The following is a 23,229-nucleotide window of genomic DNA, read 5'->3' on the forward strand; positions in this document are numbered from 1 at the left end:
GGGGATGGCAGGGATTGTTATTAGTTATCTGTCATCGTACAACTATGGAGAAAAATATGCAGCGATGCAACGCCCATCAGTCTGCAGGCAGCAGCAATCGGCCCAGCACGGGCAGGTGGTCGGAAATGGTCTGGGTGTCTTCCTGGCGCACATAGCCTTCAATGCGTTGCAGCTTGGGGCTGTGGAACAGGTAGTCGAGGGTGCGGTCGGGCTCGTCGGCGTCGGGGCGGTTGGGCAAGTGGGTCAGCCACAGTTCGCGGTCGATGCCGGTGGCTTCAGGGTTGCTGGGGATCATCGGGTACTTTTCCCAGAGCAGGTGCAACTCGCTGTCTTGCGAGTAGCCCTGGCGCAATGGTGCGGGCAGGCGCAGGTACTGGCCGATGGGCAGCAGGTTGAAATCCCCGCCGATCAGCCACGGAGTGCCCTGGCTTTCGAGCTTGTCGGCCAGTGTGGCGACGGTCTGCATTTGCAGGCGCAGGTTGCTGTTGTCGGCGGAGGGCGGATCCAGCTGGGTGTTGATTGCTGCCAGTTGGCCGCCATCATTGAGTGGCAGGTAGTTGACCAGCAGTGCAGGCCTGGGCTGGAACTGGCGGCTGACAAAGTTGGCATCGGCCAGAGGCAATTGCAGACGTTCTGCGTGTTCGATCTGGAAGCGGCTGAGGGTGACCAGAGAGCGCCCGACACTGCCGAAAATATGCCAGTCGGGCACAAAATCAGCCTTCCAGGTAAAGGCCTGGGTGCTGCAGGGGTAAAGGTCGACCAGACGCTCTTGCAGCAGGGCCAGCTGGTTCTGGTAAGCGCTGGCCTTGGCGTTGTCATCGACTTCCTGCAGCAGCACCAGATCCGGGCGCTCGTCACGGATGACCCGCGCCACTTCATCCAGGCTGAAGGCCATGTCTTCCAGGGTGGGGCGGGTATCAGGGCCACTGCCGTCGGCCAGGTTGTACCAGAACACGTAACGCTTGCCGGCCAGGTACTGGATGTTCCATGTCATCACCTTGAGCGCTTGGCCGGGCACCAGCACGGGGGCGCTGCCAGGGCACGTCAGCGGCAACACCTCGCGGGCATCGGGACGCCATGTCACGCTATAAATCAGGCATGCCAGCAGCGCTGAGAACAGCAGCAAACCTGATACGGTGCGGCGTAATAAACGGGGCATGGGCTCGACTTATGACGTTGCTGAGAATAATCGAACATACCCGACGGCAGTGCGGCATTCCAAGGTTCTTTATGTAGGAAATTGCTGTTCTTATTGGCCTGACTTTTCGCTAATTAGCATAAATAAACGAAACAGCACGACGGAAACAAACAACTGCAAGAAGCTGTTGGCGCTGTCGAGTGCCAGCGACAGCAGTGTGTTGTCGTCCTTGGAAAACAGCGAGTAACTGAATTCCTTGAGTAACATCAGCGGGCCCAATACGGCCAGTATGCACACGAAAATCCGCCAGAAATGCCCACGGCTCAGGCTGAAACTCGACTTCATGGCCGCCAGTGGCGCTTCACCGCGCAATACCAGGCGGTACTCGGAGAAGGCCAGTACCACGGTGAGGAAAATCCCCGGAATAAAAAACATCGACAGCCCCAACACGATCAGCAACGTGCTGATCGCCGAGAGCAGGGCGAACCTGGGCCACAGATTGACAGCTTGCGCCAGCAGCTCGCGGTTGCGCGGGCTTTCACCGCGGCTGCGGGCATCCAGAAACAGGATCAGGGCCGCGGTGTACAGCGGATACAGCAACAGACCGACAATCAGGCCAAACCCGGCGGATGCATCGGGGCCAACGGCATCGTCAACGATGCGCTGCAATATGGCTTCAACAATGACCAGCGGCAGGCACAGCGTCACGATCTGGCTCAGATTGCGCTGGAAGAAATACAGGGAGTCGCGAAGAACAGTCAGCGGATTCATTGGCAGTTGTCAGCAGTCAAGAGCGGTGCATCACTTTACCCGATGAACCCCCTGAATGAACAAAAGTTCATGCAGGCTATTTGCTGTTGAAACTTCCTGTAATGCCCCAAGAACGGTTTTTGAGCTTCTGCGTAGTGCAAGGGGCAGGTTTTTAGCTGCAATCGAACGAGGTGGTCATGAACAGCGAAGAGCAAACCCTGATTGACGGGTTGTTTACACGGTTGCAGCAAGCAGAGGCAGGTTCTGCTCCGCGCGATGCCCAGGCGCAGGCGCGCATCAATGAGCATCTGGCGCGCCAGCCGGCGGCAACGTACTACATGGCTCAGGCACTGCTGGTGCAAGAGGCCGCGCTCAAACAGCTCGACCAACAGAACAGGCAATTGCAGGCCGAACTGGCCCAGGCCAAGGCACCCCAGGCCGCAGCCCCCACAGGCGGCAGCTTTTTATCCGGTCTGTTTGGTGGCGGTGCTTCTGCGCCTGCCCAGGCCCCTGCTGCTGCGCCTAGCCAACCGCCAGGCAGTGGTGGCTGGCGTGATGGCCCTGCGGCCCCTGCGCAAGCGGCTCCGGCTCCTCAAGCGGCGCCTGCGGCCCCGGCAATGGGCGGCGGCTTTCTTGGCGGAGCCCTCAAGACGGCGGCGGGGGTGGCGGGTGGCGTGATCCTGGCGCAGGGCATCAGCAGCCTGTTCCACCACAATCAGCAGCCGCAGGTGATTGAAGAAATCATCGAACAGCCAACCCCCGCCAGCGACAGTGGTTGGGGTAGTGGCAACCAGCAATACGCCAACAGCGGTTCGGGAATTGAAGACGTCGGTCTGGACGATGACGGTTTCTTTTCTGACGACGACTCCTACGTTTGATCCCGTCGCCCGGCGGGTGATTGCACGCCGGGCGGTTTATCCGCGCAAACCCCCGGCAGGCTGGCATACTGCAACCTTGTTTTCAGTCGCGTGCCCGCTGCCCGGGTGCCATGGGGTTTACCGGTGAAAAAAATTGCGGTCTTCGCGGATGTGCAGAACCTTTACTACACGGTTCGCCAGGCCTATGGCTGCCATTTCAATTACGCCGCCCTGTGGGCTGATATCAGCCAGCGCGGCGAAATTGTCGAGGCCTATGCCTATGCGATTGACCGGGGTGACAGCAAGCAGCAGCAGTTTCAGCAGATCCTGCGCAACCTCGGTTTTATCGTAAAACTCAAACCTTATATCCAGCGCAGCGATGGCTCGGCCAAGGGCGACTGGGACGTGGGTATCACCATCGACATCATGGACTCGGCGGCCAATGTCGACGAAGTGGTGCTGGCCTCGGGCGACGGTGATTTCGACCTGCTGCTGGAGCGCATTGCCAGCAAGCACGGAGTTGAAACCGTGGCCTACGGCGTGCCCGGCCTGACCGCCAACTCACTGATTCGCGCGGCCAGCCGCTATGTGCCGATTGAAGGCAATTTGTTGCTCAAGTAACCCACTTTTTACAGGATTGACCAGGTTTGGAACGCATCGCGGTAATTGACTTTGAAACCACCGGCATCTCCCCGAGCAGCACTTGCCGGGCCACTGAAATTGCCGTGGTGATTCTGGAGCGCGGGCGCATTGTCGAGCGTTACCAAAGCCTGATGAATGCCGGTGTGCGGGTCCCGGGGTTTATCGAGCAGTTGACCGGCATCAGCAACGCCATGCTGCGTACCGCACCGTCGGCCGAGCAGGTGATGAATGAGGTCAACGAGTTCGTCGGCATCACCCCGTTGCTGGCGCACAATGCCGCGTTTGACCAAAAGTTCTGGGATTTCGAAATGGGTCGCATCAAGCGCACCCGTTTGCAGAATTTCGCCTGCTCCTTGCTGCTGGCGCGACGCCTGATGCCGGCGGCGCCCAACCACAAGCTGGGCACCCTGACCACTTTTGCCGATTTGCCACATACCGGCCAGGCTCACCGGGCCATGGCCGATGCCGAGATGGCGGCCAACCTGACGGCGTATCTGGCTGAGCAATTGCGCCAGAAGCATGGGTTGAAAGAGCTCAATCACGACCTGCTGTGTGGTTTGCAAAAAGTCCCGGCAGCGAAGGTCAACGAGCATCTGAAGCGCTATCGCGGGTTTTAAAAGCATCGCGACGCGGTTGCGAGGACAACAAATCGTGTAGCAGCTGCCGAAGGAACGAGGCTGCGTCCGAGTGCGTAGCGCTCGCAAACCTAGACCATCAGGTCTGCCTGACACTCGGGCGAACCTGATTTCACGACGGCTCTGCCGCCGGACGCAGCCTCGTTCCTTCGGCAGCTGCTACGAGGGTTTGTGTTCCCTGCCTGCAATCTGGACAGTGTTTTTCGGTTCCGTTAAAAGTGTACGGCCCCTTTTGGTGCATTCTGTTACTTATTATTTCCCGGCTCCCTGTCTAAACTCTCCAGTCCCCTGCCTCTGCCCTTGAGCTGCCTTCATGCCTGCCGCACGTCGTTTTCCGCTACAACTGATCGGTGCTTTTTTCGCCCTGTACATCATCTGGGGCTCGACCTATCTGGCCATCCGCATCGGTATTGAGTCCTGGCCGCCGTTGATGATGGCTGGCGTGCGGTTTCTGATTGCAGGCAGTTTGATGTACGGCTTTATGCGCTGGCGCGGTGCACCGGCACCCACTGCCGTGCAGTGGCGTTCGGCGGCCATGATCGGCTTTCTGTTGCTCGCGTGCGGCAACGGCGGCGTGACCCTGGCCGAACACTCGGGCGTTGCCTCTGGCGTCGCCGCCCTGGCCGTAGCCACTGTGCCGTTGTTCACCCTGCTGTTCGGCTACTTCTGGGGCAACCGCAACACCCGCCTGGAATGGGCCGGGATTGTCCTGGGGCTTATCGGCATCGGTATGCTCAACCTGGGGTCCAACCTGCAGGCCAGTCCGATGGGCGCGGCGATGGTGATTTTTGCCGCCGCGGCCTGGGCCTTTGGCTCGGTATGGAGCCGTCACTTGCCGCTTCCGGCTGGGCCAATGGCCAGTGCTGCGGAAATGCTCACTGCCGGCGCCGTGTTGCTGGCTGGCAGCCTGCTCAGTGGCGAACGCATGACCCAAATGCCCACCGCAGCAGGCTGGGGCGCACTGCTGTATCTGGTGTTCTTCGGCTCGATCATCGCCTTCAGCGCCTATATGTACCTGCTTAAAAACGTGCGTCCTGCAGCGGCCACCAGCTATGCCTACGTCAACCCGGCCGTGGCGGTCATGCTGGGGATTGCCTTTGCGGGCGAGAGCATCGGTTTTGAGGAGTGCCTGGCCATGGCGGTCATCATCAGCGCCGTGGTGTTGATCGGTTTGCCGCAGTGGCGCAAGCAGAAACCGGCCTGAATTAGGGTAAACTGCGCGCCATTGCAACTTATGCACCCACGCGCTGACCTTTTTCGACGGTATCCCCATGACATTCGCCACCCTTGGTCTGATCGAACCCTTGCTGCGCGCCCTTGAGACGCTCGGCTACAAGACCCCAACTCCGGTTCAGGCCCAAGCGATCCCCGCAGTACTGGCTGGCCGCGACCTGATGGCTGCGGCCCAGACCGGTACCGGCAAAACCGGCGGTTTCGCCCTGCCGTTGTTGCAGTCGCTGACCATGGAAGGCCCGAAAGTGGCCAGCAACTCGGTGCGTGCACTGGTGCTGGTGCCGACCCGCGAACTGGCCGAACAGGTTCACGAAAGCATCCGCCAGTACGCCGAACACCTGCCGTTGAGCACCTACGCGGTGTATGGCGGTGTCAGCATCAACCCGCAAATGATGAAAATGCGCAAAGGCGTTGATGTGCTGGTGGCAACGCCGGGTCGTCTGCTGGACCTGTACCGGCAGAAGGCGATCAAGTTCAACCAGCTGCAAACCCTGATCCTCGACGAAGCCGACCGCATGCTCGATCTGGGCTTCAGCGAAGAGCTGCGGGACATCTACCGTGCCTTGCCGAAAAAGCGCCAGACCCTGCTGTTCTCGGCGACCTTTTCTGACGCGATCCGCCTGTTGGCCGAGCAGATGCTCGACAACCCGCTGAGCATCGAAGTCAGCCCGCGCAACGTGGCGGCCAGCAGCGTCAAGCAGTGGGTCATCCCGGTCGACAAAAAGCGCAAGGCCGAGCTGTTCTTGCACTTGCTGCGCACCCAGCACTGGAAGCAGGTACTGGTGTTCGCCAAGACCCGCAACGGTGTCGATGAACTGGTAGGCAAGCTGCAAGCGTTGGGGGTCAATGCTGACGGCATTCATGGCGACAAGCCACAGGCCACGCGCCAACGGGCGCTGGACCGTTTCAAGGCCAGCGAAGTGCAGATTCTGGTGGCCACCGACGTGGCTGCCCGTGGCCTGGACATCGAAGACCTGCCGCTGGTGGTCAACTTCGACCTGCCGATCGTGGCCGAAGATTACATCCACCGCATTGGTCGTACGGGCCGTGCCGGTCAGAAAGGCGAAGCCATTTCCCTGGTCTGTGCAGACGAAGTGAATATGCTGTCGGCAATCGAGATGTTGACCCGTCAGACATTGCCGCGCCACGAAGAGCAGGATTTCGAACCTGAGCACCGCGTGCCCGAGACCGATGCGTCGGGTCAGGTCATCAAGAAACCGAAGAAGCCAAAAAAGCCGAAGACTTCGGGCGGTGGCGGCAAGCGTAACCTGGGCAAGTGGGTGGATAGCGGTGAAGCGGCCCCAGCCGAGCCGTCGGTCAAGCCGGTGCGTAAAGTGCCGGTATTCAACACCGGCCCGCGCAAGCGCAAGCCGTAAACACTCGGCACCTGTGGGAGCGGGCTTGCTCGCGATGGCATCCATGCGGTGGGTCAGCCAGACAGCGTTGCCTGCATCGCGAGCAAGCCCGCTCCCACAGGTTGATCAGCGTGGCGCCTGCAACCAGCTCAAAACCCCCAACCCGGCAGCCCGGCCACTGGCAAAACAGCCTGTGAGCAGGTAGCCGCCGGTGGGGGCTTCCCAGTCCAGCATTTCGCCCGCACAAAATACCCCCGGCAACGCTTTGAGCATCAGGTTTTCATCCACAGCCTCAAACCGCACGCCGCCGGCGCTGCTGATGGCTTCGTCCAATGGGCGGGCTTTTATCAGTTGCAAAGGCAACGCCTTGATGGCCTTGGCCAATTGCGCCGGGTCGTTGAAGCATTCGGCGGGTGCCAATTCGCGCAGCAGCGCCGCCTTTACCCCGTCAATCCCCAACTGGCTGTGCAGGTGCTTGCTCATCGAGCGTGAGCCGCGGGGCTTGGCCAATGCGGCCGCGACTTTATCCACAGGCTTGCCCGGCAACAGGTCGATCAGGATGGTCGCTTGGCCGTGTTGGTTGATCGCCTCGCGAATCGGCGCCGACCAGGCGTAAATCAAACTCCCCTCAATGCCGCTGGCGGTGATCACGCATTCGCCCAAGCGCGGCATGCCGTGCTCCAGGGCAATGGCGATGTTTTTCAGTGGGGCGCCGGCGAATTTGCTGCGCAGGACCTCGCTCCAGCCCGTTACATCAAACCCGCAGTTACTCGGCTGTAACGGTGCCAGCTCAACGCCGCGTTCGGCCAGCAACGGCATCCAGGCACCGTCCGAACCCAGACGCGCCCAACTGCCGCCGCCCAGGGCCAGCAGCACCGCGTCGGGCTTGAGCTGCTTTTGGCCTTCGGGGCTGTCCACCAGCAACTGGCCATCGGCCTGCCACCCCAGCCAGCGATGGCGGGTGTGGATAACTACACCGGACTCGCGCAAACGCTTGAGCCAGGCACGCAGCAGCGGCGCGGCTTTCATATCGGTGGGGAACACCCGGCCAGAGCTGCCGACAAAGGTTTCGATACCCAAATCGTGAATCCACTGGCACAACGCATCGGCATCGAAGGCGCGCAGTAACGGTGCCATCTGCGGTGCGCGCTCGGCGTAGCGCGACAGGAAGGCCGGGTAGGCTTCGGAATGGGTGATATTCATGCCGCCGACCCCGGCCAGCAAAAACTTGCGGCCCACTGACGGCATGCCATCGTAGAGATCGACCCTCACCCCAGCCTGACTCAACACTTCGGCTGCCATCAAACCGGCGGGGCCACCGCCAATAATGGCGACGTGACGGGAAGGGAGCGTGGAGGGTTCAGTCATGGCAGGGCTGCAAATCGGCGAAATAGGCCGGGCATTCTACCTGACTGGGCCGCATCTGCCCTTTGTGGGAGCGGGCTTGCTCGCGATGCAGGCGCTGCGGTGTGTCAGGCAAACCCTGGAGAGGCCATCGCGAGCAAGCCCGCTCCCACAGCTTTCATAACTGTACGAAAAGTATACAGCCCTCTGAGAGCTATACTCCCTGTGGCCTGCAGGCGCTTTCACTCAGGTTATCCACAGGCAGTTCCACAGGCATTGTGGGTAAAAATCACAGCTTAGTGACACCCCGATGACAGCCAGACCTTCTGTGCACTGTGATGCAATATCCCGTGGCGACGTGCCAGGGCCTTGCGGTCCTTGCTGTAACCGCCGCCAATCACCCCGACCACCGGTATGTCGCGGCCCAGGCAATGGCGCATCACGCTCTCGTCACGCGCGGCCACGCCAGCGTCGGTGAGCTTCAAATAACCCAGCGCATCGTCTTTGTGCACATCGACCCCGGCGTCGTACAACACAAGGTCTGGCTGATACAACGGCAGCAGGTAATTGAGTGCCTCGTCCACCACTTGCAAATATTCGCCATCGCCCATACCCATAGGCAGGCCGATATCCCAGTCACTTTGCGCCTTGCGCGCCGGAAAATTCTTTTCGCAGTGCAGGGAAACGGTAATGGCATCCGGCGTATGTTCAAGAATTCGTGCAGTACCGTCGCCCTGATGCACATCGCAGTCAAAAATCAGCACGCGGTTTACCCGGCCGCTTTCTAGCATATAGCGGCTGATGATCGCCAGATCGTTGAAGATGCAAAACCCTGCGGGGTGATCGTAGTGCGCGTGGTGGGTACCGCCCGCCAGATGGCAGGCCAGGCCGTGTTCCAGCGCCTGCTCGGCGGCCAGCAGCGAGCCGCCCACGGCCCGCACGGTGCGCCGTGCCAGCGCCTCGCTCCAGGGCAGGCCCAGCCGGCGCTGGTCTTCGCGGGCCAGTTCGCCGGCCATGTAGCGTTCGATATAGGCCGGGTCATGGGCCAGGGCGAGGATATCCACAGGGCACAGCTCGGGGCGCAGCAACCGGGCATCCTGGGTCAGCCCGGACTCGACCAGGTGGTCACGCAGCAGACGGAACTTGTCCATCGGAAATCGGTGATCCGCCGGGAACACTGGGCTGTAGTCATCGTGGTAAATCAGCGGTACAGGCATAGGGATTTTCGCGTCGTAACGAGCGCTGGATATTAACAGCGCTGTACACTGCTGACATACGCAAAGCCCGGTAACAAATCGGAGAGAACCGATGGAGCAGATCAAAGAACTCGAAAGTGCCCGTTTGCACTTGCGCCCCTGGCGTGACACAGACTTGCCCGAGTTCGCTGCCATGTGCGCCGACCCCCAGGTGATGCGCTATTTCCCCGCGCCCCTGAGCCGCCTCGAAAGCGCTGCGCTAATTGGCCGGATTCGTGGTCACTTTGCCGAATATGGCTACGGGGTGTGGGCACTGGAGCGCAAGGACACCGGTGCCTTTATCGGTTTTACCGGGCTGATGAATGTGTCATTCGAGGCGCCGTTTACCCCGGCCGTTGAAATTGCCTGGCGCCTCGCGCCTGAGCATTGGGGCCTTGGTTACGCCAGTGAGGCGGCCTGGGCAGCGCTGCGTTGTGCTTTTGATCGCCTGGCGCTGGATCAGGTGGTGTCGTTTACCAGCCGACTGAACCTGCCCTCGCAGAAAGTCATGCAGGCCATTGGCATGCAGCACGATGTGGACGGTGATTTTGACCATCCCTTACTGGGCGCGGATGACCCGCTCAGGCCCCATGTGCTGTACCGCATTACGCGGGCACAGTGGCTGGAAACCCTGCACGGCTAGGCGTGTGTTTAACGGCGCAAGCCAAAAATTTTGACCTGCGTAACGAAGATTACGACGGTAATGCTCTGTGTGAGGAGAATCTGAATGAGCCAAGTGTTGGATGATCTGGTCAATTTGCTGACCCTGGAACCGATCGAAGAGAACCTCTTTCGCGGCAGCAGTCAGGACTTGGGCTTTCGCCAGTTGTTCGGCGGTCAGGTGCTCGGTCAATCGCTGTCGGCCATGAGCCAGACGGTTGAAGACGCCCGCCATGTGCATTCCATGCACGGCTATTTTTTGCGCCCGGGCGATGCAAGCCTGCCGGTGGTGTATCAGGTCGACCGCGTGCGGGACGGCGGCAGCTTCAGCACGCGGCGGGTAACCGCAATCCAGAAGGGTCAGCCGATTTTTACCAGCAGCGCTTCGTTTCAGTACGACGAAGGCGGTTTTGAACATCAGACGACCATGCCTGACGTTGTAGGCCCTGAGAATCTGCCTTCGGAACTGGACATGATCCGCCAGCGTGCGGACCTGATCCCCGAGTCTATGCGGGAAAAACTGCTCTGCGCCAAGCCCATCGAGTTTCGTCCGGTAATAGGCGAAGACCCGTTCAACCCCAAGGTCACTGATCCGATCAAATATGTGTGGTTTCGTGCCGATGGCAGCTTGCCTGACACCCCGGCGCTGCATAAATACCTGCTGGCCTATGCCTCGGACTTTGGCTTGCTGACCACCTCGTTGCTGCCCCACGGCAAAGGCGTATGGCAAAAGGACATGCAGGTCGCCAGCCTGGACCACGCACTGTGGTTCCATGCCGACCTGCGTGCCGATGACTGGTTGCTTTATGCGATGGACAGCCCGTGGGCAGGCAACTCGCGCGGGTTCTCCCGTGGCAGTGTCTACAACCGCGCTGGCCAGCTGGTTGCGTCTGTCACGCAGGAAGGGTTGATTCGCCATCGCAAGGACTGGGCATGACACTCAAGGACGTCAAGCACTGGGTTTTTGACATGGACGGCACCCTGACTGTTGCCGTGCATGATTTTGCCCTGATCCGCCGTGAGCTGGAAATCCCGGCAGATGCCGACATCCTCACCCACCTCAACGGCCTGCCCGCCGAAGTGGCGGCGGCCAAGCATGCCTGGCTGCTGGAGCATGAACGCGAACTGGCGCAGGCCTCCACCGCCGCGCCGGGTGCGGTTGAGCTGGTGCGCGACCTGGCGGCCCGAGGCTGTCGCCTGGGCATTCTGACCCGCAATGCCCAGGAACTGGCCCATATCACCCTCAAGGCCATCGGCCTGGGTGAATGCTTTGCCCCCGAGGATGTACTGGGCCGTGACAACGCTGCGCACAAACCCGACCCGGACGGCCTGCTGCAACTGGCACGGGCCTGGGACGTGGCGGCGGCGAAGATGGTGATGGTGGGGGATTACTACTTTGACCTGGCCTGTGGCCGCGCCGCCGGCAGCCAGACCGTACTGGTCAACGTGCCTGAAAACCCGTGGCCGGAGCTGACCGACTGGCACGCCAAAGACTGTTACGAGCTGCGGCAGTTGCTCGGTTAACGAAACACTTGTAGCAGCTGCCGAAGGAACGAGGCTGCGTTCGACGGCGAAGCCGTCGTAAATCCAGGCAGCGCGGTGAGTCAGTTAAACCGTGCACTCAGACTTCACGATCGCTTTGCAATCGAAAGCAGCCTCGTTCCTTCGGCAACTGCTACACAGGGTGCTCTTACTCGCCAAACAGCGCCTTCTGCCCCTCAGGCGAAGTAAACATCTGCTCGCCGTTGTGCCCGACTCCGGGCACCTCAACCAGTCGCTGGTTGAGGCCCTGCGGATGGCGCTGGGTCAAATACTCAAAGTAGTTCTTGCCCCGTTCCAGCCTGAACGCCCCCTGTGCCTCGGCCTCACAACTTTTATCCAGCGCCGGGTGATTGGGGTCGGTGTCCTTGGCTCCTAATAGATAGGTGATGTCACGCTCGATATAAGCCTGCTCCAACTGTCGGTGTTTTTCCCCTTGAGCGTAGGCAGGAAGCTCCTTAAGCCCGTACTTCCAGGTATTGAAGCCCGGGCAGTTCGCTGCATCAAAAGTTGGAATCGGCCGCTGGGCATTGAAGTAGGCATAAGACGAAGGGTTGGCAATCACATAGCGCACCTTGATCCCGTCTGCCTGCAAGGTCTTGTCGGCTTGAGTGGTCAGGGCATAGCGCTGCACCACCTGGGCGCCCCCGGAGTGCCCGGCAATCACCACCTCGCGCAAGGCCGGGAAGCGCTTGCGGTCATCGAGCCGCTCAAGGATTTTATCCAGTGCTGCGTAGGAACTCAGCGGCGCCGGGCCCAGCGCCGGATCACCCGCCATCCAGTCATTGGCGTGCCAGCGCAATACGGCGTCGGGCAGGGCGTGGCGCGAGCCATCCGTGTCATTGAGAAACTGTGGCGCGACGATCAGGGTTGTGGATAACTGCCCGGCCTGGATCGCAGCCTGCTCGGCGCTATGCAGGTAGGTCTGGGCATTGCGCAGGCGGCCATGAATCACAATCAATGCGCGCTGCACCTGCGGCAGCGGTTGTTGCCATTGCTGACTGATCCCGACACTCAACTCACCGGGGCCGATGGTCAGATGATCGGGACTCAGTTCTTTAACCCCGTGCTCCGCTGCTTGAGCAGTCGAGCACGTCAGCAACAGGCCCAGGATCGACGCAAGTGGACGTATCACCATTTACAGTTTCGCTGCCGAGAAGGTGTCGCACTGATTGATATTGCCCTGGGCAAAGCCGGTCTTGAACCACTTGACCCGCTGCGCAGAAGTGCCGTGGGTAAAGGAGTCCGGCATCACACGGCCCTGGTTTTGCTGTTGCAGGCGATCGTCGCCAATGGCGTTGGCGGCGTTCAAGGCCGATTCTATATCGCCTGCTTCCAGCCAATTGTGACGTTTTTGCGCCAGGTTGGCCCACACCCCGGCCAGGCAGTCGGCCTGCAACTCCTGACGCACCAGCAAGCCGCCATCGCCTTCCATGCGCTTGCCCTGTTGGCGGGCCATCTGCATTTTCGACGACACACCCAGTAAGGTCTGCACATGATGGCCAACCTCATGGGCGATTACATAGGCCTGGGCAAAATCGCCAGCAGCCTTGAAGCGCTGAGCCATTTCCTGGAAGAAACTCATATCCAGATAGACCTTTTGGTCGGCCGGGCAATAAAACGGCCCGCTGGCAGCTGTTGCAAAGCCGCAGGCCGAATTGATCTGGCCACGAAACAGCACCAGGGTCGGGTCTTTATAGCTACGCCCGGCTTGCTGAAACACTTGGCGCCAGGTGTCTTCGGTGTCGCCCAGTATCGCCCGCACAAAATCGGCCTGCTCGTCATTGGCCGCCGGTGCGCGACCAGCGGGCTGGGTAACTTGGGGGGAAGATTGATCGGTGAGCTGGCCGCTTAACTGTCCGAGAATCTGCATGGGGTCCTGCCCGGTTAACAAACCGATGCCGACAATCACCACCACGGCCATCAAACTCAGCCCTTTGCCGCCGCCAATCCGCATACCGCCGCCACCGCCAGTGCTTTGATCGCGGACGTCTTCGACGTTATCGCTACGTCGGCCTTTTTTCCAAAGCATGGGGTAATCCTCTGATAAGTCATGGTCAAAAGTGTTGTTGCTGAGTCGAGGCCACGCCAGCCCGGCTGTCAGATGCTTCTTGATTTGGGGAGGGAGTATGGCACTGGGGGTTAGGGTTTGCTGTTTAGGGCTACAGAACGTATCGGCTTTTTGTGGGCTGGGGCTGACTTACGAGCTAGAGGGCGGGAGATATCGTTGGGTTTCTCAGCATCTTGTTCGGAGCTCGGCATGACAAAAAAACAATCTGGCCCAACTGCAGTGGTAGCCCAGGACTCATCATTTTTTGAGGTAGTGCAACTGATTGACCAGGCCCGCCAGTACACAGCCAGAGCCATTAACACAGCGCTTATCGAGTTGTACTGGCAAGTTGGCCAATACGTAAGCCAGAAAACTGCGAGTGCTGGCTGGGGCAAAGCGACGGTTCTAGAGCTGGCCACTTACATTCAGCGTACACAGCCCGGTATCAGAGGGTTTTCTTCGCAGAATATCTGGAGAATGCGGCAATTTTTCGAGGCTTATCGAAGTGAGCCACATCTCTCAACACTGTTGAGAGAATTGCCATGGTCATCGAATCTGCACATTTTGACTCGCGCAAAACACCCTGATGAGCGCGCTTTTTATTTGCGCAAAGCGGTTGAGCAACGCTGGTCAGTCCGCGAGGTTGCACGACAGATGGATAACCATCTGTTTGTGCGAACCCAGCTCGTACCTGCAAAAGTATCGACAGCGTTGAGAGAAATTCATCCACTGGCGACCCAGTACCTCAGGGATATGTATTTTTTTGAGTTCCTGGGGTTGACCAACGATCATTCAGAGTCCGACCTTCACCAGGGACTGATTAAACATCTTGGCCGCTTCCTGACCGAGCTTGGCAGTGATTTTTGCTATGTGGGTTCTGAGTATCCGATCCAGGTTGGCGGGCAGGACTTTGCATTGGATCTGCTGTTTTTTCACCGCAGCCTCAATTGCCTGCTGGCGATCGAACTGAAGGTGACGCGCTTCGAACCCGAACACCTGGGCAAGCTCAACTTCTACCTCGAAGCCCTGGATCAGGGCCACCGCAAGGCTCACGAAAACCCGGCAATCGGTGTTTTACTGTGTGCCAGCAAAGACAATGAAGTGGTTGAATACGCGCTTAACCGTTCCCTGTCTCCCGCTTTGATCGCTGAGTATCAGACCAGGCTGCCGGACAAGAAGTTATTGCAAGCCAAGCTGCACGAGTTTTATCTGCAGAACGTTCCCGTTGATGATGCGTGACCCCGCCCCGGAGTTGTTAGCCCTGTGAATATCGATACCCGTATCAAGTACCGTCACCTCGTGTGCTTTCTGGAGATGGCGCGCCAGGGCAGTCTGGCGCGGGCGGCGGATGTGCTGGCGGTCAGCCAGCCGGCGATGTCGAAAACCCTCAAGGAGCTTGAGGCGCTGTTGACGGTCAGCCTGTTTGTGCGCAGTAAAAGCGGGGTCACCCTGACCGAGGCCGGGGTGGCATTTCTGCGTTATGCGACACCTTCGGTGCAGGCCTTGCGTGAAGGCGTGAATGCCCTGCGCGGCGGCGAATACGTGGGCGGCACAGTGCGGCTGGGGGTGTTGTCCACCGTCGAAAGCCTGCTGATACCCGAGTTGGTGCAGCGTCTGCATGCCCGGCATTCGTCGTTGGTGGTGAGCGTGGTGACCGGGCCTAGCGCCTATCTGTTATCGCAGTTGCGTGTAGGTGATGTGGATTTGGTAGTGGGGCGCATGACCGACAGCCCGGAAATTCAGGGTATGAATTTTGAACACCTCTACAGCGAATCCATGACCTTGGTGGTGCGCGCAGATCACCCCCTGACCCGGGGGCCACTGGACCGCAGCCAGCTGGAGCACTACCCGTTGGTTGTGCCATTGGCCAACACCACCATTCGCGCCTTCGCCGACAGCCTGTTTGTGCAGTGCGGCATCAGCCAGTCCCGCCAGCGCCTGGAAACCCTGTCCATTACCCTCAGCCGACGTTATGTGCTGCGCAACGATGCGGTGTGGATCGCCCCGCTGGATGCCGTGCGTCTGGACCTGGCCAGTGGCGAGCTGCAAGAGATCGACCTGGGCCAGCGCGAGCCGGGTGGTTCGATCGGCATTTGCAGCAATGCCCATGTGCCCATGTCCGTGGCAGCGCAAGGGTGTGTCGAGGTTTTGCGTGAATTGGGTCAGGCTTACGGCGAAGGTATTTATCCATAACCATTTGGTTATGTGTTGGGTTGGGCTTTTCAGTAGTCGTTGCGCCCCTGTTGGTTAAAACTGGCTCCCAGCCTTTATAAAAACAACAGGAGATCGACATGTCTGATGCAGACAGCCGGCGCTTTATCATCCGTGACCGCAACTGGCACCCCAAAGCCCTGACCCCCGACTACAAGACCTCCATTGCCCGGTCCCCGCGCCAGGCGCTGGTGAGTATTCCGCAATCGGTCAGCGAAACCAGCGGGCCTGACTTTTCCCACTTGAAGTTCGGCAAGTTCGACAACGACCTGCTGCTTAATTTCAACAATGGCGGTTTGCCGATAGGCGAGCGGATCATCCTGGCAGGTCGCGTACGCGATCAATACGGCAAGCCGATTCCTCATACCTTGGTGGAAATCTGGCAGGCCAACGCAGGCGGTCGTTATCGTCACAAGAACGACCGCTACCTGGCGCCGCTGGACCCAAACTTCGGCGGCGTGGGCCGAACCCTGACTGACAGTGAGGGGTATTACAGCTTTCGCACCGTCAAACCTGGGCCTTATCCTTGGCGTAACGGGCCTAATGACTGGCGCCCGGCGCATATCCACGTCTCCATCAGTGGTCCCTCGATTGCCACGCGCCTGATTACCCAGCTGTACTTCGAAGGTGATCCGATGATCCCCATGTGCCCGATCGTCAAATCGATTACCAACGCCGATGCCGTGCAGAGCCTGATTGCCCGGTTGGACATGGGCGCGGCCAATCCGATGGATTGTCTGGCCTATCGTTTTGACATTGTGCTGCGCGGTCAGCGCCAGACCCACTTCGAAAACTGCTGAGGAGCCCGTCATGCCTATCGAACTGCTACCGGAAACCCCATCGCAAACTGCTGGCCCCTATGTGCATATCGGCCTGGCGCTGGCTGCGGCCGGCAATCCGTCGCGTCCAGAGGAAATTTGGAGCGAAATGGCCAGGCCCGATGCTGCGGGTGAGCACATCCTGCTGTTTGGCAATGTCTACGACGGTAATGGCCACTTGGTGCGCGACTCGTTTCTGGAACTGTGGCAAGCCGACCATAAAGGGGTCTATGACGAAAATTTCGACTCGGAAAAAGCTTTTAACAGCTTTGGCCGCACCGCCACCACCTTCGATGCGGGTGAGTGGACACTCAATACGATCAAGCCGGGCGTGGTGAACAACGCAGCTGGCGTGCCAATGGCGCCGCATATCAACGTGTCGCTGTTTGCCCGGGGTATCAACATCCATTTGCAAACGCGGCTGTATTTCAGCGATGAGCCAGAAGCCAATGCAAAATGCCCGGTGCTCAACCTGATCGAACAGCCGCAACGGCGTGAAACCCTGATCGCCCAGCGTTGCGAAGTAAATGGCAAAACGGCCTATCGGTTTGACATCCGCATTCAGGGCGAAGGCGAGACAGTGTTCTTCGACTTTTAAAAGGATATGAGGCAAATGCAAAATCTGTAGCAGCTGCCGAAGGAACGAGGCTGCGTTCGGCGACGGAGTCGTCGTAAAACCTGAGCACCCGATTTTGCAGAAGTATCGGGGGCTCAGGTTTTTACGATTGCTGCGCAATCGAACGCAGCCTCGTTCCTTCGGCAGCTGCTACGGGAGTTATGTGCGCCCGCGTCTTTGCTGCCACGCCGCCGCCAACCCGCTGGCACAGATAATCGCAATGCCAACACGGCTGGCCAGATCCGGTGTGTGGTCAAAAAGCAACCAGCCCAATATCCCCGAAAACACGATCTGGCAGTAGCTGAACGGCGCCAGCAATGCCGGCGCGGCAACGCGAAATGATTGGGTCAGCAGCAAGTGTGCGGTCATGCCCAGGCTGCCCAATGCCAGCATCTGCAGGCCGTGGGTCAGGGTTGGCGTTTGCCAGAAAAAAGGCACCAGCGCACTCATCACCAGCACATTGAACAACCCGGCAAAAAAGTTGCTGGTGGTGGGGCTGTCGTAGGCGCTGAGTTTGCGCGTGAGGATTTGATAACAGCTAAAGCACAGCGCCGCTGCCATCGGTAATAACACCGCAGGGGTAAACAGTTCGCCGCCCGGGTGGATGATGATCACCACCCCGATAAACCCGCACACCACGGCCAGCCATTGCCCGCGCGTCACCGTCTCGCCCAGCAACGGCCCGGACAAGGCCGCCACCAGCAGCGGTGCCAGAAAGTTGACCGCGGTATTTTCAGCCAGGGGGATAAACAGCAAGCCGTAGGTGAAAAACAGCCCCGAGCCCAGCAGGCAGATAGCCCGCAACACCTGAAGCAAAGGCCGCTTGCTGCGCAATACACGCAAGCCCGACTGTGGCAGAAAGATCCCCGCCATCAGTACGGTGTGCACCAGGTAACGTGCCCACACCACCATCACCACCGGGTAAAAACCACTGAGGTACTTGGACAGCGCATCGTGGCTGGAGAACAGCGCTGTGGCTGTCACAATCAGCAAGATGCCCTTCAAGGGTTGGTTCACCCCTGAAAGGGGTGTGGGTAATGTCATCGAATACCTCGTTGTTCTATGCGTTAAACCTGTGGGATTTTTCGCGGTGCCATGAAGTACATCCACACTAACGCAATGAAGTACATCGCTGGAATCATGGTGAACAGCAAGGTGTAGTTATTGTTGGTGACGGTCAGCACATAGCCTACGAACTGGGTCATAAACATCCCGCCGATTGCGGCGCACATGCCGCCAAAGCCGAACACGGTGCCCATCATGTGCTTGGGCGTGTAGTCCATTACCATGCTCCACACGTTGGCCGTCCAGGCCTGGTGCGCACCCAGGGCCAGGGCGATGGCGCCTACGGCGACCCACAGCTGGCTGGAGCCAGCGGCCATGACCACGCCGATGATGCTGATGGCACACAACAGCATCGACACCAGGCGCGCCTTGACCGCCGCCATGCCGCGCTTGATCAGTACTGAAGACAGGATCCCGCCGCCCACGCTGCCGAAGTCGGCGGTGATGTAGATGATGATCAGCGGGATACCCATTTGCGTCACGCTGATGCCCAGGTTGTATTGCTGATTCAGGAACGGCGGCAGCCAGTACAGATAGAACCAGAATACCGGTGCCGTCATGGCGTAGGACAAGGCGAAGGCCCAGGTGCCGCGCATCTTGAGGATGGTGCCGAACGAGACAGTGGTTTGCTCAGGCTCTTTCTCTTGCTGGATATAGTCCAGTTCTGCCTTGCTTACGGTCGGGTGCTCTTCCGGGTTGTAGTACTTCAAACCCCAGAAGATCAGCCAGATACCGCCCAGTGCCGCCATGCACAAAAAGGCCGCCTGCCAGCCCCACACATGCAGTACCAGAGGCAACATCATTGGCGTGAACATGGCGCCCACGTTGGTGCCGGCGTTGAAGATGCCGCTGGCCACGGCGCGCTCGCTGGCCGGGAACCACAGGCGCGTGGTTTTTACGCAGGCCGGGTAATTGGCTGCTTCGGTGATGCCGAGGATAAAGCGGCAGATCATAAAGCCCACCGCCGAAGTGGCCAGGCCGTGCGCGCCGGTGGCCAGGCTCCAGAGCAATACGGCGCAGAAGAACACACGCTTGACCCCGACCCGGTCGATCAGGCGGCCTTGCAGCACGAAGCCGATGGCGTAGCCCACCTGAAACCAGAAGTTGATGTTGGCGTAGTCCATCGCCGTCCAGCTCATTTCCTTGGCCAGGATCGGTTGCATCACGCCCAGGGCGGCACGGTCGATAAAGTTGAGGGTGGTAGCGAAGAACACCAGTGCGAGCATGCCCCAACGGGTTTTGCCAGTCGCCAGGGTGCCGCGAATCTTGTCACCGATTCCTGCGCCTGGAGCGTGGGCAGAAGTGGTGCGTGCAGTCGGAGAAGGGACCATGGATGTTTACCCGTTTCTTGGAATTTTTATGTGGTGTTGCACAACAAGTGACGCAAGGAGTACGGGCTTGATGGTGGCGAGTGGACAAAAAGTCGTCAATTCAAGATAGGCCATATTGTTCGATAATCGCACGCAAAACTAACCGGTTGGTACAGATTGGTTGCTCAATAATAGGGCGCCCTTAATAATCAAGCCATTAAGAAATGCCGTCGCCTGCAGGCTGCGCCAATCCTGGGAGTTATAAATGAAGCGTTCGATCGCCACGGTTTCCTTGAGCGGCACCCTGCCGGAGAAGCTCGACGCCATTGCGGCGGCAGGTTTTGACGGGGTCGAAATCTTTGAAAATGACCTGCTGTATTACGACGGCAGCCCCCGTGAAGTGCGGCAGATATGCACCGATCTGGGGCTGGAAATCAGCCTGTTCCAGCCGTTTCGTGATTTTGAAGGTTGCCGTCGCGACCGTCTTGCCCGCAATCTGGACCGCGCCGAACGCAAGTTTGACCTGATGCAGGAGCTGGGCACCGACCTGGTGCTGGTGTGCAGCAATGCCGCAGCGGACTCGGTGGGCGACCGGCAGATTCTGCTCGATGACCTGAGCCTGCTGGCCGAGCGCGCCGGGGTACGCAACCTGCGCATTGGCTACGAAGCGCTGGCATGGGGCCGTCACGTAAACACCTGGCAACAGGTTTGGGACCTGGTGCGCGAGGTCGATCACCCCAACCTCGGGGTGTTGCTCGACAGTTTCCACACCCTGTCACTCAAGGGCGACCCGAGCGCCATTGCGCAGATTCCCGGCGACAAGATCTTCTTTGTGCAGATGGCCGATGCGCCGATTCTGGCGATGGATGTACTGGAATGGAGCCGTCATTTCCGCTGTTTCCCGGGGCAGGGCGAGTTCGATCTGCCGGGCTTCCTGGCACCGATCATACAAAGTGGCTATACCGGGCCGCTGTCGCTGGAGATTTTCAACGACGGATTCCGCGCTGCGCCGCCGCGCGCCAATGCCGCTGACGGCCTGCGTTCACTGTTGTATCTGGAAGAGAAGACCCGCGAACGGCTTGCCCTGCAAAATACCCCGGCCGCGACTTTGCAGCCGCTGTTTGCGCCACCTGCCGCCAGCCCGTACGACGGCATCGAGTTTCTCGAATTTGCCGTGGATGAAAGCCAGGGCGCGCAACTGACCCACTGGCTCGAGCGTCTGGGTTTCAGCAAGGCCGGGCAGCATCGCTCAAAAAATGTGAGCTTGCTGCGCCAGGGTGATATCAACCTGATCTTAAACGCCGAACCTTATTCGTTTGCCCATAACTTTTTTGAGGCCCACGGCCCTTCGTTATGTGCCACCGCGATTCGGGTGCAAGACAGTGCCAGCGCACTGGCCCGTGCCGTGGCCTACAAGGGGCAGCCCTATCGCGGGCTGGTCGGCCCCAATGAGCTGGAACTGGCGGCAGTGCGAGCGCCCGATGGCAGCCTGATCTATCTGGTGGACAAGGACGCTACCGGCAAGCCGTTGTATGAATCTGACTTCTACCTCACGTCAGCCCCATCACCCCAGGGCGGGCTTAAACGCATCGATCATATGGCGATGGCATTGCCCGCTGACAGCCTCGACAGCTGGGTGCTGTTCTATAAAAGCCTGTTGGATTTCGAAGCGGATGACGAAGTGGTACTGCCAGACCCCTATGGTCTGGTAAAGAGCCGCGCGTTGCGTAGCCGTTGTAGCTCGATTCGCTTGCCGCTGAACATTTCCGAAAACAGAAACACCGCCATCTCACATGCCTTGTCGAGTTATCGCGGTTCGGGTGTGCATCATATTGCCTTCGAATGCGACGACCTGTTTGCTGAAGTCAGCCGCGCCAAGGCGGCGGGCGTCCCGCTGCTGGATATCCCGCTTAACTACTATGACGATCTGGCCGCACGCTTTGACTTCGATGATGAGTTCTTGAGCGAACTGGCTTATTTCAATGTCTTGTATGACCGCGATGCGCAAGGCGGCGAGCTGTTTCATGTGTACACCGAAGCCTTTGAAGGGCGGTTTTTCTTCGAGCTGCTGCAGCGCAAAAACGGCTATGCCGGCTACGGCGCAGCGAACGTTGCGGTGCGGTTGGCGGCGATGGCCAAGTCGCGCAGTGGCGCGGCGCGTCAGGCAAAGTTGTAGGGCGACTTCCTTCATGGGGCAGGGCGCCCCATAATCGCCAGCACTTCAACCTGGCCGTGAGCCTTAAATGACCAAGACTCCAGAAGTCGACACCGGCGCCACGGCACCGGCAGTCGAACCGCGTAAAAGCCGCAAGAACAACCCCGAGAAGACGCGGGAAAACATCCTGCAAGAAGCCATTGTCGAGTTCGTCGAACAAGGCCTGGCGGGGGCGCGGGTGGACGCGATTGCCGAGCGCACCAAAACCTCCAAGCGCATGATCTATTACTACTTCACCAGCAAGGAGCAGCTCTACGTCGAGGTGCTGGAGAAGCTCTACGGCGAAATTCGCAGCATCGAGAGTTGCCTGAATCTGGATCAGCTTGAGCCGGTGGAGGCGATTCGGCGGCTGGTGGAGTTCACCTTCGATCACCACGACATGAACGCGGATTTTGTGCGCATCGTCAGCATCGAAAATATCCACAAGGGTGAATACATCAAGCGTTCGGAAGGCATCAAGGCCATGAACGACACGATCGTGCAGGCCCTTGAAAACATCCTGCAGCGTGGCGTTGAACAACGGGTCTTCCGCACCGGGCTCAACCCGCTGGACGTGCATTTGCTGGTCAGCTCATTCTGTTTTTACCGCGTATCGAATCGCTACACCCTGGGTGAAATTTTCCAGGTCGACTTTTCCGATCTGCAGGTCAAGCAGCGTCAGCGCGACATGATGTGCGATGCCGTGTTGCGCTATTTGCAGGCGTGACCAACACGCACACTTGTAGCAGCTGCCGCAGGCTGCGTTCGGCTGCGCAGCAGTCGTGAAATCAGACACTGCGGTGTGTCATTTCAACTCGATTGCCGGGGTTTGCGGTTGCTGCGCAACCGGACGCAGCCTGCGGCAGCGGCTACATAGTCGGTGCACCACCCATTGATTTGTCCAATTGCGCTACGTATTGGCTAATACCAATTGAAAATCATTCTCGACAAAAAGTAAGATAGCGGCCCCTTTCCTTCATGCTCAGGGAGTCGGTTTGTTGGATACGGATCTCAAGGGCTTGTTCCTCAAGCATGCCAGTACCCTGCGCGGGTATCTGGCGCGCAAGGTGCGAGACCCACAGCTGGCCGCGGACCTGGTGCAGGAAAGTTTTCTGCGCATGGCCGAGCGTGGCCGCAAGGAGCAAATCGACAACTCCCCCGGTTATCTGTACCGCATTGCCGGCAACTTGCTGGTCGATCATATCCGTCAGGAAACCCGGCGCAAGACCGACTCGGTCACCCACGAAGCCCTGGCTGAAATCGAAGACGAAATGGCAGGGCTGGAGGCCCAGGCGATGGCTGAACAACAGCGCAGGGCTCTAAAGCAGGCATTGTCCGAATTGCCCGAACGCACCCAGGAAATCTTCCGTCTCAACCGCATCGAGGGCATGACCCACGCCCAGGTTGCCCGCCATCTTGAAATTTCCGACAGCTCAGTGCAGAAGCATCTGTCGAAAGCCTTGGCTTACGTCATGCAGCGCCTACAAGAGCCCTAGAAAAAACTTTCAACTATGTAGATGAACGGCTTACTGAGTTTTAGCCGGCGAGACGTCACTGCTTATATATAACGAGAAATA

23 protein-coding genes are annotated in these 23,229 nt (G+C 59.1%); 15 read left to right on the top strand and 8 right to left on the bottom strand.

Annotated elements, in window-relative coordinates; genetic code table 11:
* Positions 1-76 precede the first annotated feature (76 nt).
* Positions 77-1,159: an endonuclease/exonuclease/phosphatase family protein gene (locus tag AB3G35_RS06080; protein ID WP_106116353.1), complete on the bottom strand. Its 1,083-nt coding sequence runs from the start codon at positions 1,157-1,159 to the stop codon at positions 77-79.
* Positions 1,160-1,249: 90 nt separating this feature from the next.
* Positions 1,250-1,909 carry a YciC family protein gene (locus AB3G35_RS06085; RefSeq protein WP_016779326.1) on the bottom strand — a complete coding sequence of 220 codons (660 nt, stop codon included), beginning with the start codon at positions 1,907-1,909 and terminating at the stop codon, positions 1,250-1,252.
* A gap of 176 nt (positions 1,910-2,085) precedes the next feature.
* Between AB3G35_RS06085 and AB3G35_RS06090 the strand changes: the two genes are divergently transcribed.
* From AB3G35_RS06090 to AB3G35_RS06110, 5 genes are all read left to right on the top strand, one after another.
* A complete protein-coding gene (locus AB3G35_RS06090; RefSeq protein ID WP_106116354.1) occupies positions 2,086-2,766 on the top strand; it encodes a DUF2076 domain-containing protein in 681 nt (226 codons plus the stop codon).
* A 123-nt stretch (positions 2,767-2,889) separates the two neighbouring features.
* Positions 2,890-3,366 carry an NYN domain-containing protein gene (locus AB3G35_RS06095; protein WP_016779328.1) on the top strand — a complete coding sequence of 159 codons (477 nt, stop codon included), beginning with the start codon at positions 2,890-2,892 and terminating at the stop codon, positions 3,364-3,366.
* A 26-nt stretch (positions 3,367-3,392) separates the two neighbouring features.
* Complete coding sequence (locus tag AB3G35_RS06100) at positions 3,393-4,004, top strand: PolC-type DNA polymerase III (RefSeq protein WP_016779329.1); 612 nt, start codon at positions 3,393-3,395, stop codon at positions 4,002-4,004.
* Positions 4,005-4,335: 331 nt separating this feature from the next.
* Positions 4,336-5,226: a drug/metabolite exporter YedA gene (gene yedA, locus AB3G35_RS06105; RefSeq protein ID WP_094999398.1), complete on the top strand. Its 891-nt coding sequence runs from the start codon at positions 4,336-4,338 to the stop codon at positions 5,224-5,226.
* Positions 5,227-5,293: 67 nt separating this feature from the next.
* The gene (locus AB3G35_RS06110; protein WP_083369759.1) at positions 5,294-6,631 is read left to right on the top strand and encodes a DEAD/DEAH box helicase; all 1,338 of its coding nucleotides are present in this window, start codon (positions 5,294-5,296) and stop codon (positions 6,629-6,631) included.
* A 105-nt stretch (positions 6,632-6,736) separates the two neighbouring features.
* Here AB3G35_RS06110 and AB3G35_RS06115 read toward each other — a convergent pair whose 3' ends face one another.
* On the bottom strand, positions 6,737-7,978 hold the full coding sequence (locus AB3G35_RS06115; protein WP_106116355.1) for a TIGR03862 family flavoprotein: 1,242 nt from the start codon (positions 7,976-7,978) through the stop codon (positions 6,737-6,739).
* A gap of 272 nt (positions 7,979-8,250) precedes the next feature.
* A complete protein-coding gene (locus AB3G35_RS06120) occupies positions 8,251-9,171 on the bottom strand; it encodes a histone deacetylase (protein ID WP_169911186.1) in 921 nt (306 codons plus the stop codon).
* 91 nt (positions 9,172-9,262) lie between these two features.
* On the opposite strand from AB3G35_RS06120, the gene AB3G35_RS06125 reads away from it, so the two are divergent.
* The 3 genes from AB3G35_RS06125 (at position 9,263) to AB3G35_RS06135 (ending at position 11,373) form a co-directional block, all read left to right on the top strand.
* The gene (locus AB3G35_RS06125; protein ID WP_086795820.1) at positions 9,263-9,832 is read left to right on the top strand and encodes a GNAT family N-acetyltransferase; all 570 of its coding nucleotides are present in this window, start codon (positions 9,263-9,265) and stop codon (positions 9,830-9,832) included.
* A gap of 84 nt (positions 9,833-9,916) precedes the next feature.
* The gene (gene tesB, locus AB3G35_RS06130) at positions 9,917-10,786 is read left to right on the top strand and encodes an acyl-CoA thioesterase II (RefSeq protein WP_016779335.1); all 870 of its coding nucleotides are present in this window, start codon (positions 9,917-9,919) and stop codon (positions 10,784-10,786) included.
* Positions 10,783-11,373, top strand: a complete 591-nt coding sequence (locus AB3G35_RS06135) for an HAD family hydrolase (RefSeq protein ID WP_086795821.1) — start codon at positions 10,783-10,785, stop codon at positions 11,371-11,373. The genes tesB and AB3G35_RS06135 overlap by 4 nt, the downstream gene beginning before the upstream one ends.
* A gap of 166 nt (positions 11,374-11,539) precedes the next feature.
* Here the strand turns inward: AB3G35_RS06135 and AB3G35_RS06140 are convergent, their stop codons facing one another.
* Complete coding sequence (locus AB3G35_RS06140) at positions 11,540-12,526, bottom strand: alpha/beta hydrolase (RefSeq protein ID WP_369782383.1); 987 nt, start codon at positions 12,524-12,526, stop codon at positions 11,540-11,542.
* The gene (locus AB3G35_RS06145) at positions 12,527-13,420 is read right to left on the bottom strand and encodes a neutral zinc metallopeptidase (protein WP_086795823.1); all 894 of its coding nucleotides are present in this window, start codon (positions 13,418-13,420) and stop codon (positions 12,527-12,529) included.
* Positions 13,421-13,648: 228 nt separating this feature from the next.
* Here AB3G35_RS06145 and AB3G35_RS06150 point away from each other — a divergent pair, with 228 nt between their 5' ends.
* From AB3G35_RS06150 to pcaG, 4 genes are all read left to right on the top strand, one after another.
* Positions 13,649-14,677: a YhcG family protein gene (locus AB3G35_RS06150; protein WP_159259158.1), complete on the top strand. Its 1,029-nt coding sequence runs from the start codon at positions 13,649-13,651 to the stop codon at positions 14,675-14,677.
* A 24-nt stretch (positions 14,678-14,701) separates the two neighbouring features.
* Positions 14,702-15,631 carry a pca operon transcription factor PcaQ gene (gene pcaQ / locus AB3G35_RS06155; RefSeq protein WP_086795825.1) on the top strand — a complete coding sequence of 310 codons (930 nt, stop codon included), beginning with the start codon at positions 14,702-14,704 and terminating at the stop codon, positions 15,629-15,631.
* Positions 15,632-15,729: 98 nt separating this feature from the next.
* Positions 15,730-16,449: a protocatechuate 3,4-dioxygenase subunit beta gene (pcaH, locus tag AB3G35_RS06160; RefSeq protein ID WP_016779340.1), complete on the top strand. Its 720-nt coding sequence runs from the start codon at positions 15,730-15,732 to the stop codon at positions 16,447-16,449.
* Between the two features lie 10 nt (positions 16,450-16,459).
* Positions 16,460-17,065 (top strand): protocatechuate 3,4-dioxygenase subunit alpha, encoded by a 606-nt coding sequence (pcaG, locus tag AB3G35_RS06165; RefSeq protein WP_169911190.1) that lies wholly within the window; start codon positions 16,460-16,462, stop codon positions 17,063-17,065.
* Between the two features lie 177 nt (positions 17,066-17,242).
* Here the strand turns inward: pcaG and AB3G35_RS06170 are convergent, their stop codons facing one another.
* Positions 17,243-18,127 carry a DMT family transporter gene (locus AB3G35_RS06170; protein ID WP_083369763.1) on the bottom strand — a complete coding sequence of 295 codons (885 nt, stop codon included), beginning with the start codon at positions 18,125-18,127 and terminating at the stop codon, positions 17,243-17,245.
* A gap of 23 nt (positions 18,128-18,150) precedes the next feature.
* On the bottom strand, positions 18,151-19,479 hold the full coding sequence (locus tag AB3G35_RS06175) for an MFS transporter (protein ID WP_169911192.1): 1,329 nt from the start codon (positions 19,477-19,479) through the stop codon (positions 18,151-18,153).
* Positions 19,480-19,723: 244 nt separating this feature from the next.
* Here AB3G35_RS06175 and quiC point away from each other — a divergent pair, with 244 nt between their 5' ends.
* The 3 genes from quiC to AB3G35_RS06190 all read left to right on the top strand — a co-directional run bounded on the left by quiC (position 19,724) and on the right by AB3G35_RS06190 (position 23,148).
* Positions 19,724-21,634, top strand: coding sequence for a 3-dehydroshikimate dehydratase QuiC (quiC, locus tag AB3G35_RS06180; RefSeq protein WP_169883316.1), 1,911 nt, complete (start codon positions 19,724-19,726; stop codon positions 21,632-21,634).
* Between the two features lie 67 nt (positions 21,635-21,701).
* The gene (locus AB3G35_RS06185; protein ID WP_016779345.1) at positions 21,702-22,379 is read left to right on the top strand and encodes a TetR/AcrR family transcriptional regulator; all 678 of its coding nucleotides are present in this window, start codon (positions 21,702-21,704) and stop codon (positions 22,377-22,379) included.
* A gap of 268 nt (positions 22,380-22,647) precedes the next feature.
* The gene (locus AB3G35_RS06190; RefSeq protein WP_095030625.1) at positions 22,648-23,148 is read left to right on the top strand and encodes an RNA polymerase sigma factor; all 501 of its coding nucleotides are present in this window, start codon (positions 22,648-22,650) and stop codon (positions 23,146-23,148) included.
* Positions 23,149-23,229 lie beyond the last annotated feature (81 nt).

This window comes from Pseudomonas sp. WC2401 (assembly GCF_041200115.1).
GTDB lineage: Bacteria > Pseudomonadota > Gammaproteobacteria > Pseudomonadales > Pseudomonadaceae > Aquipseudomonas > Aquipseudomonas fragi.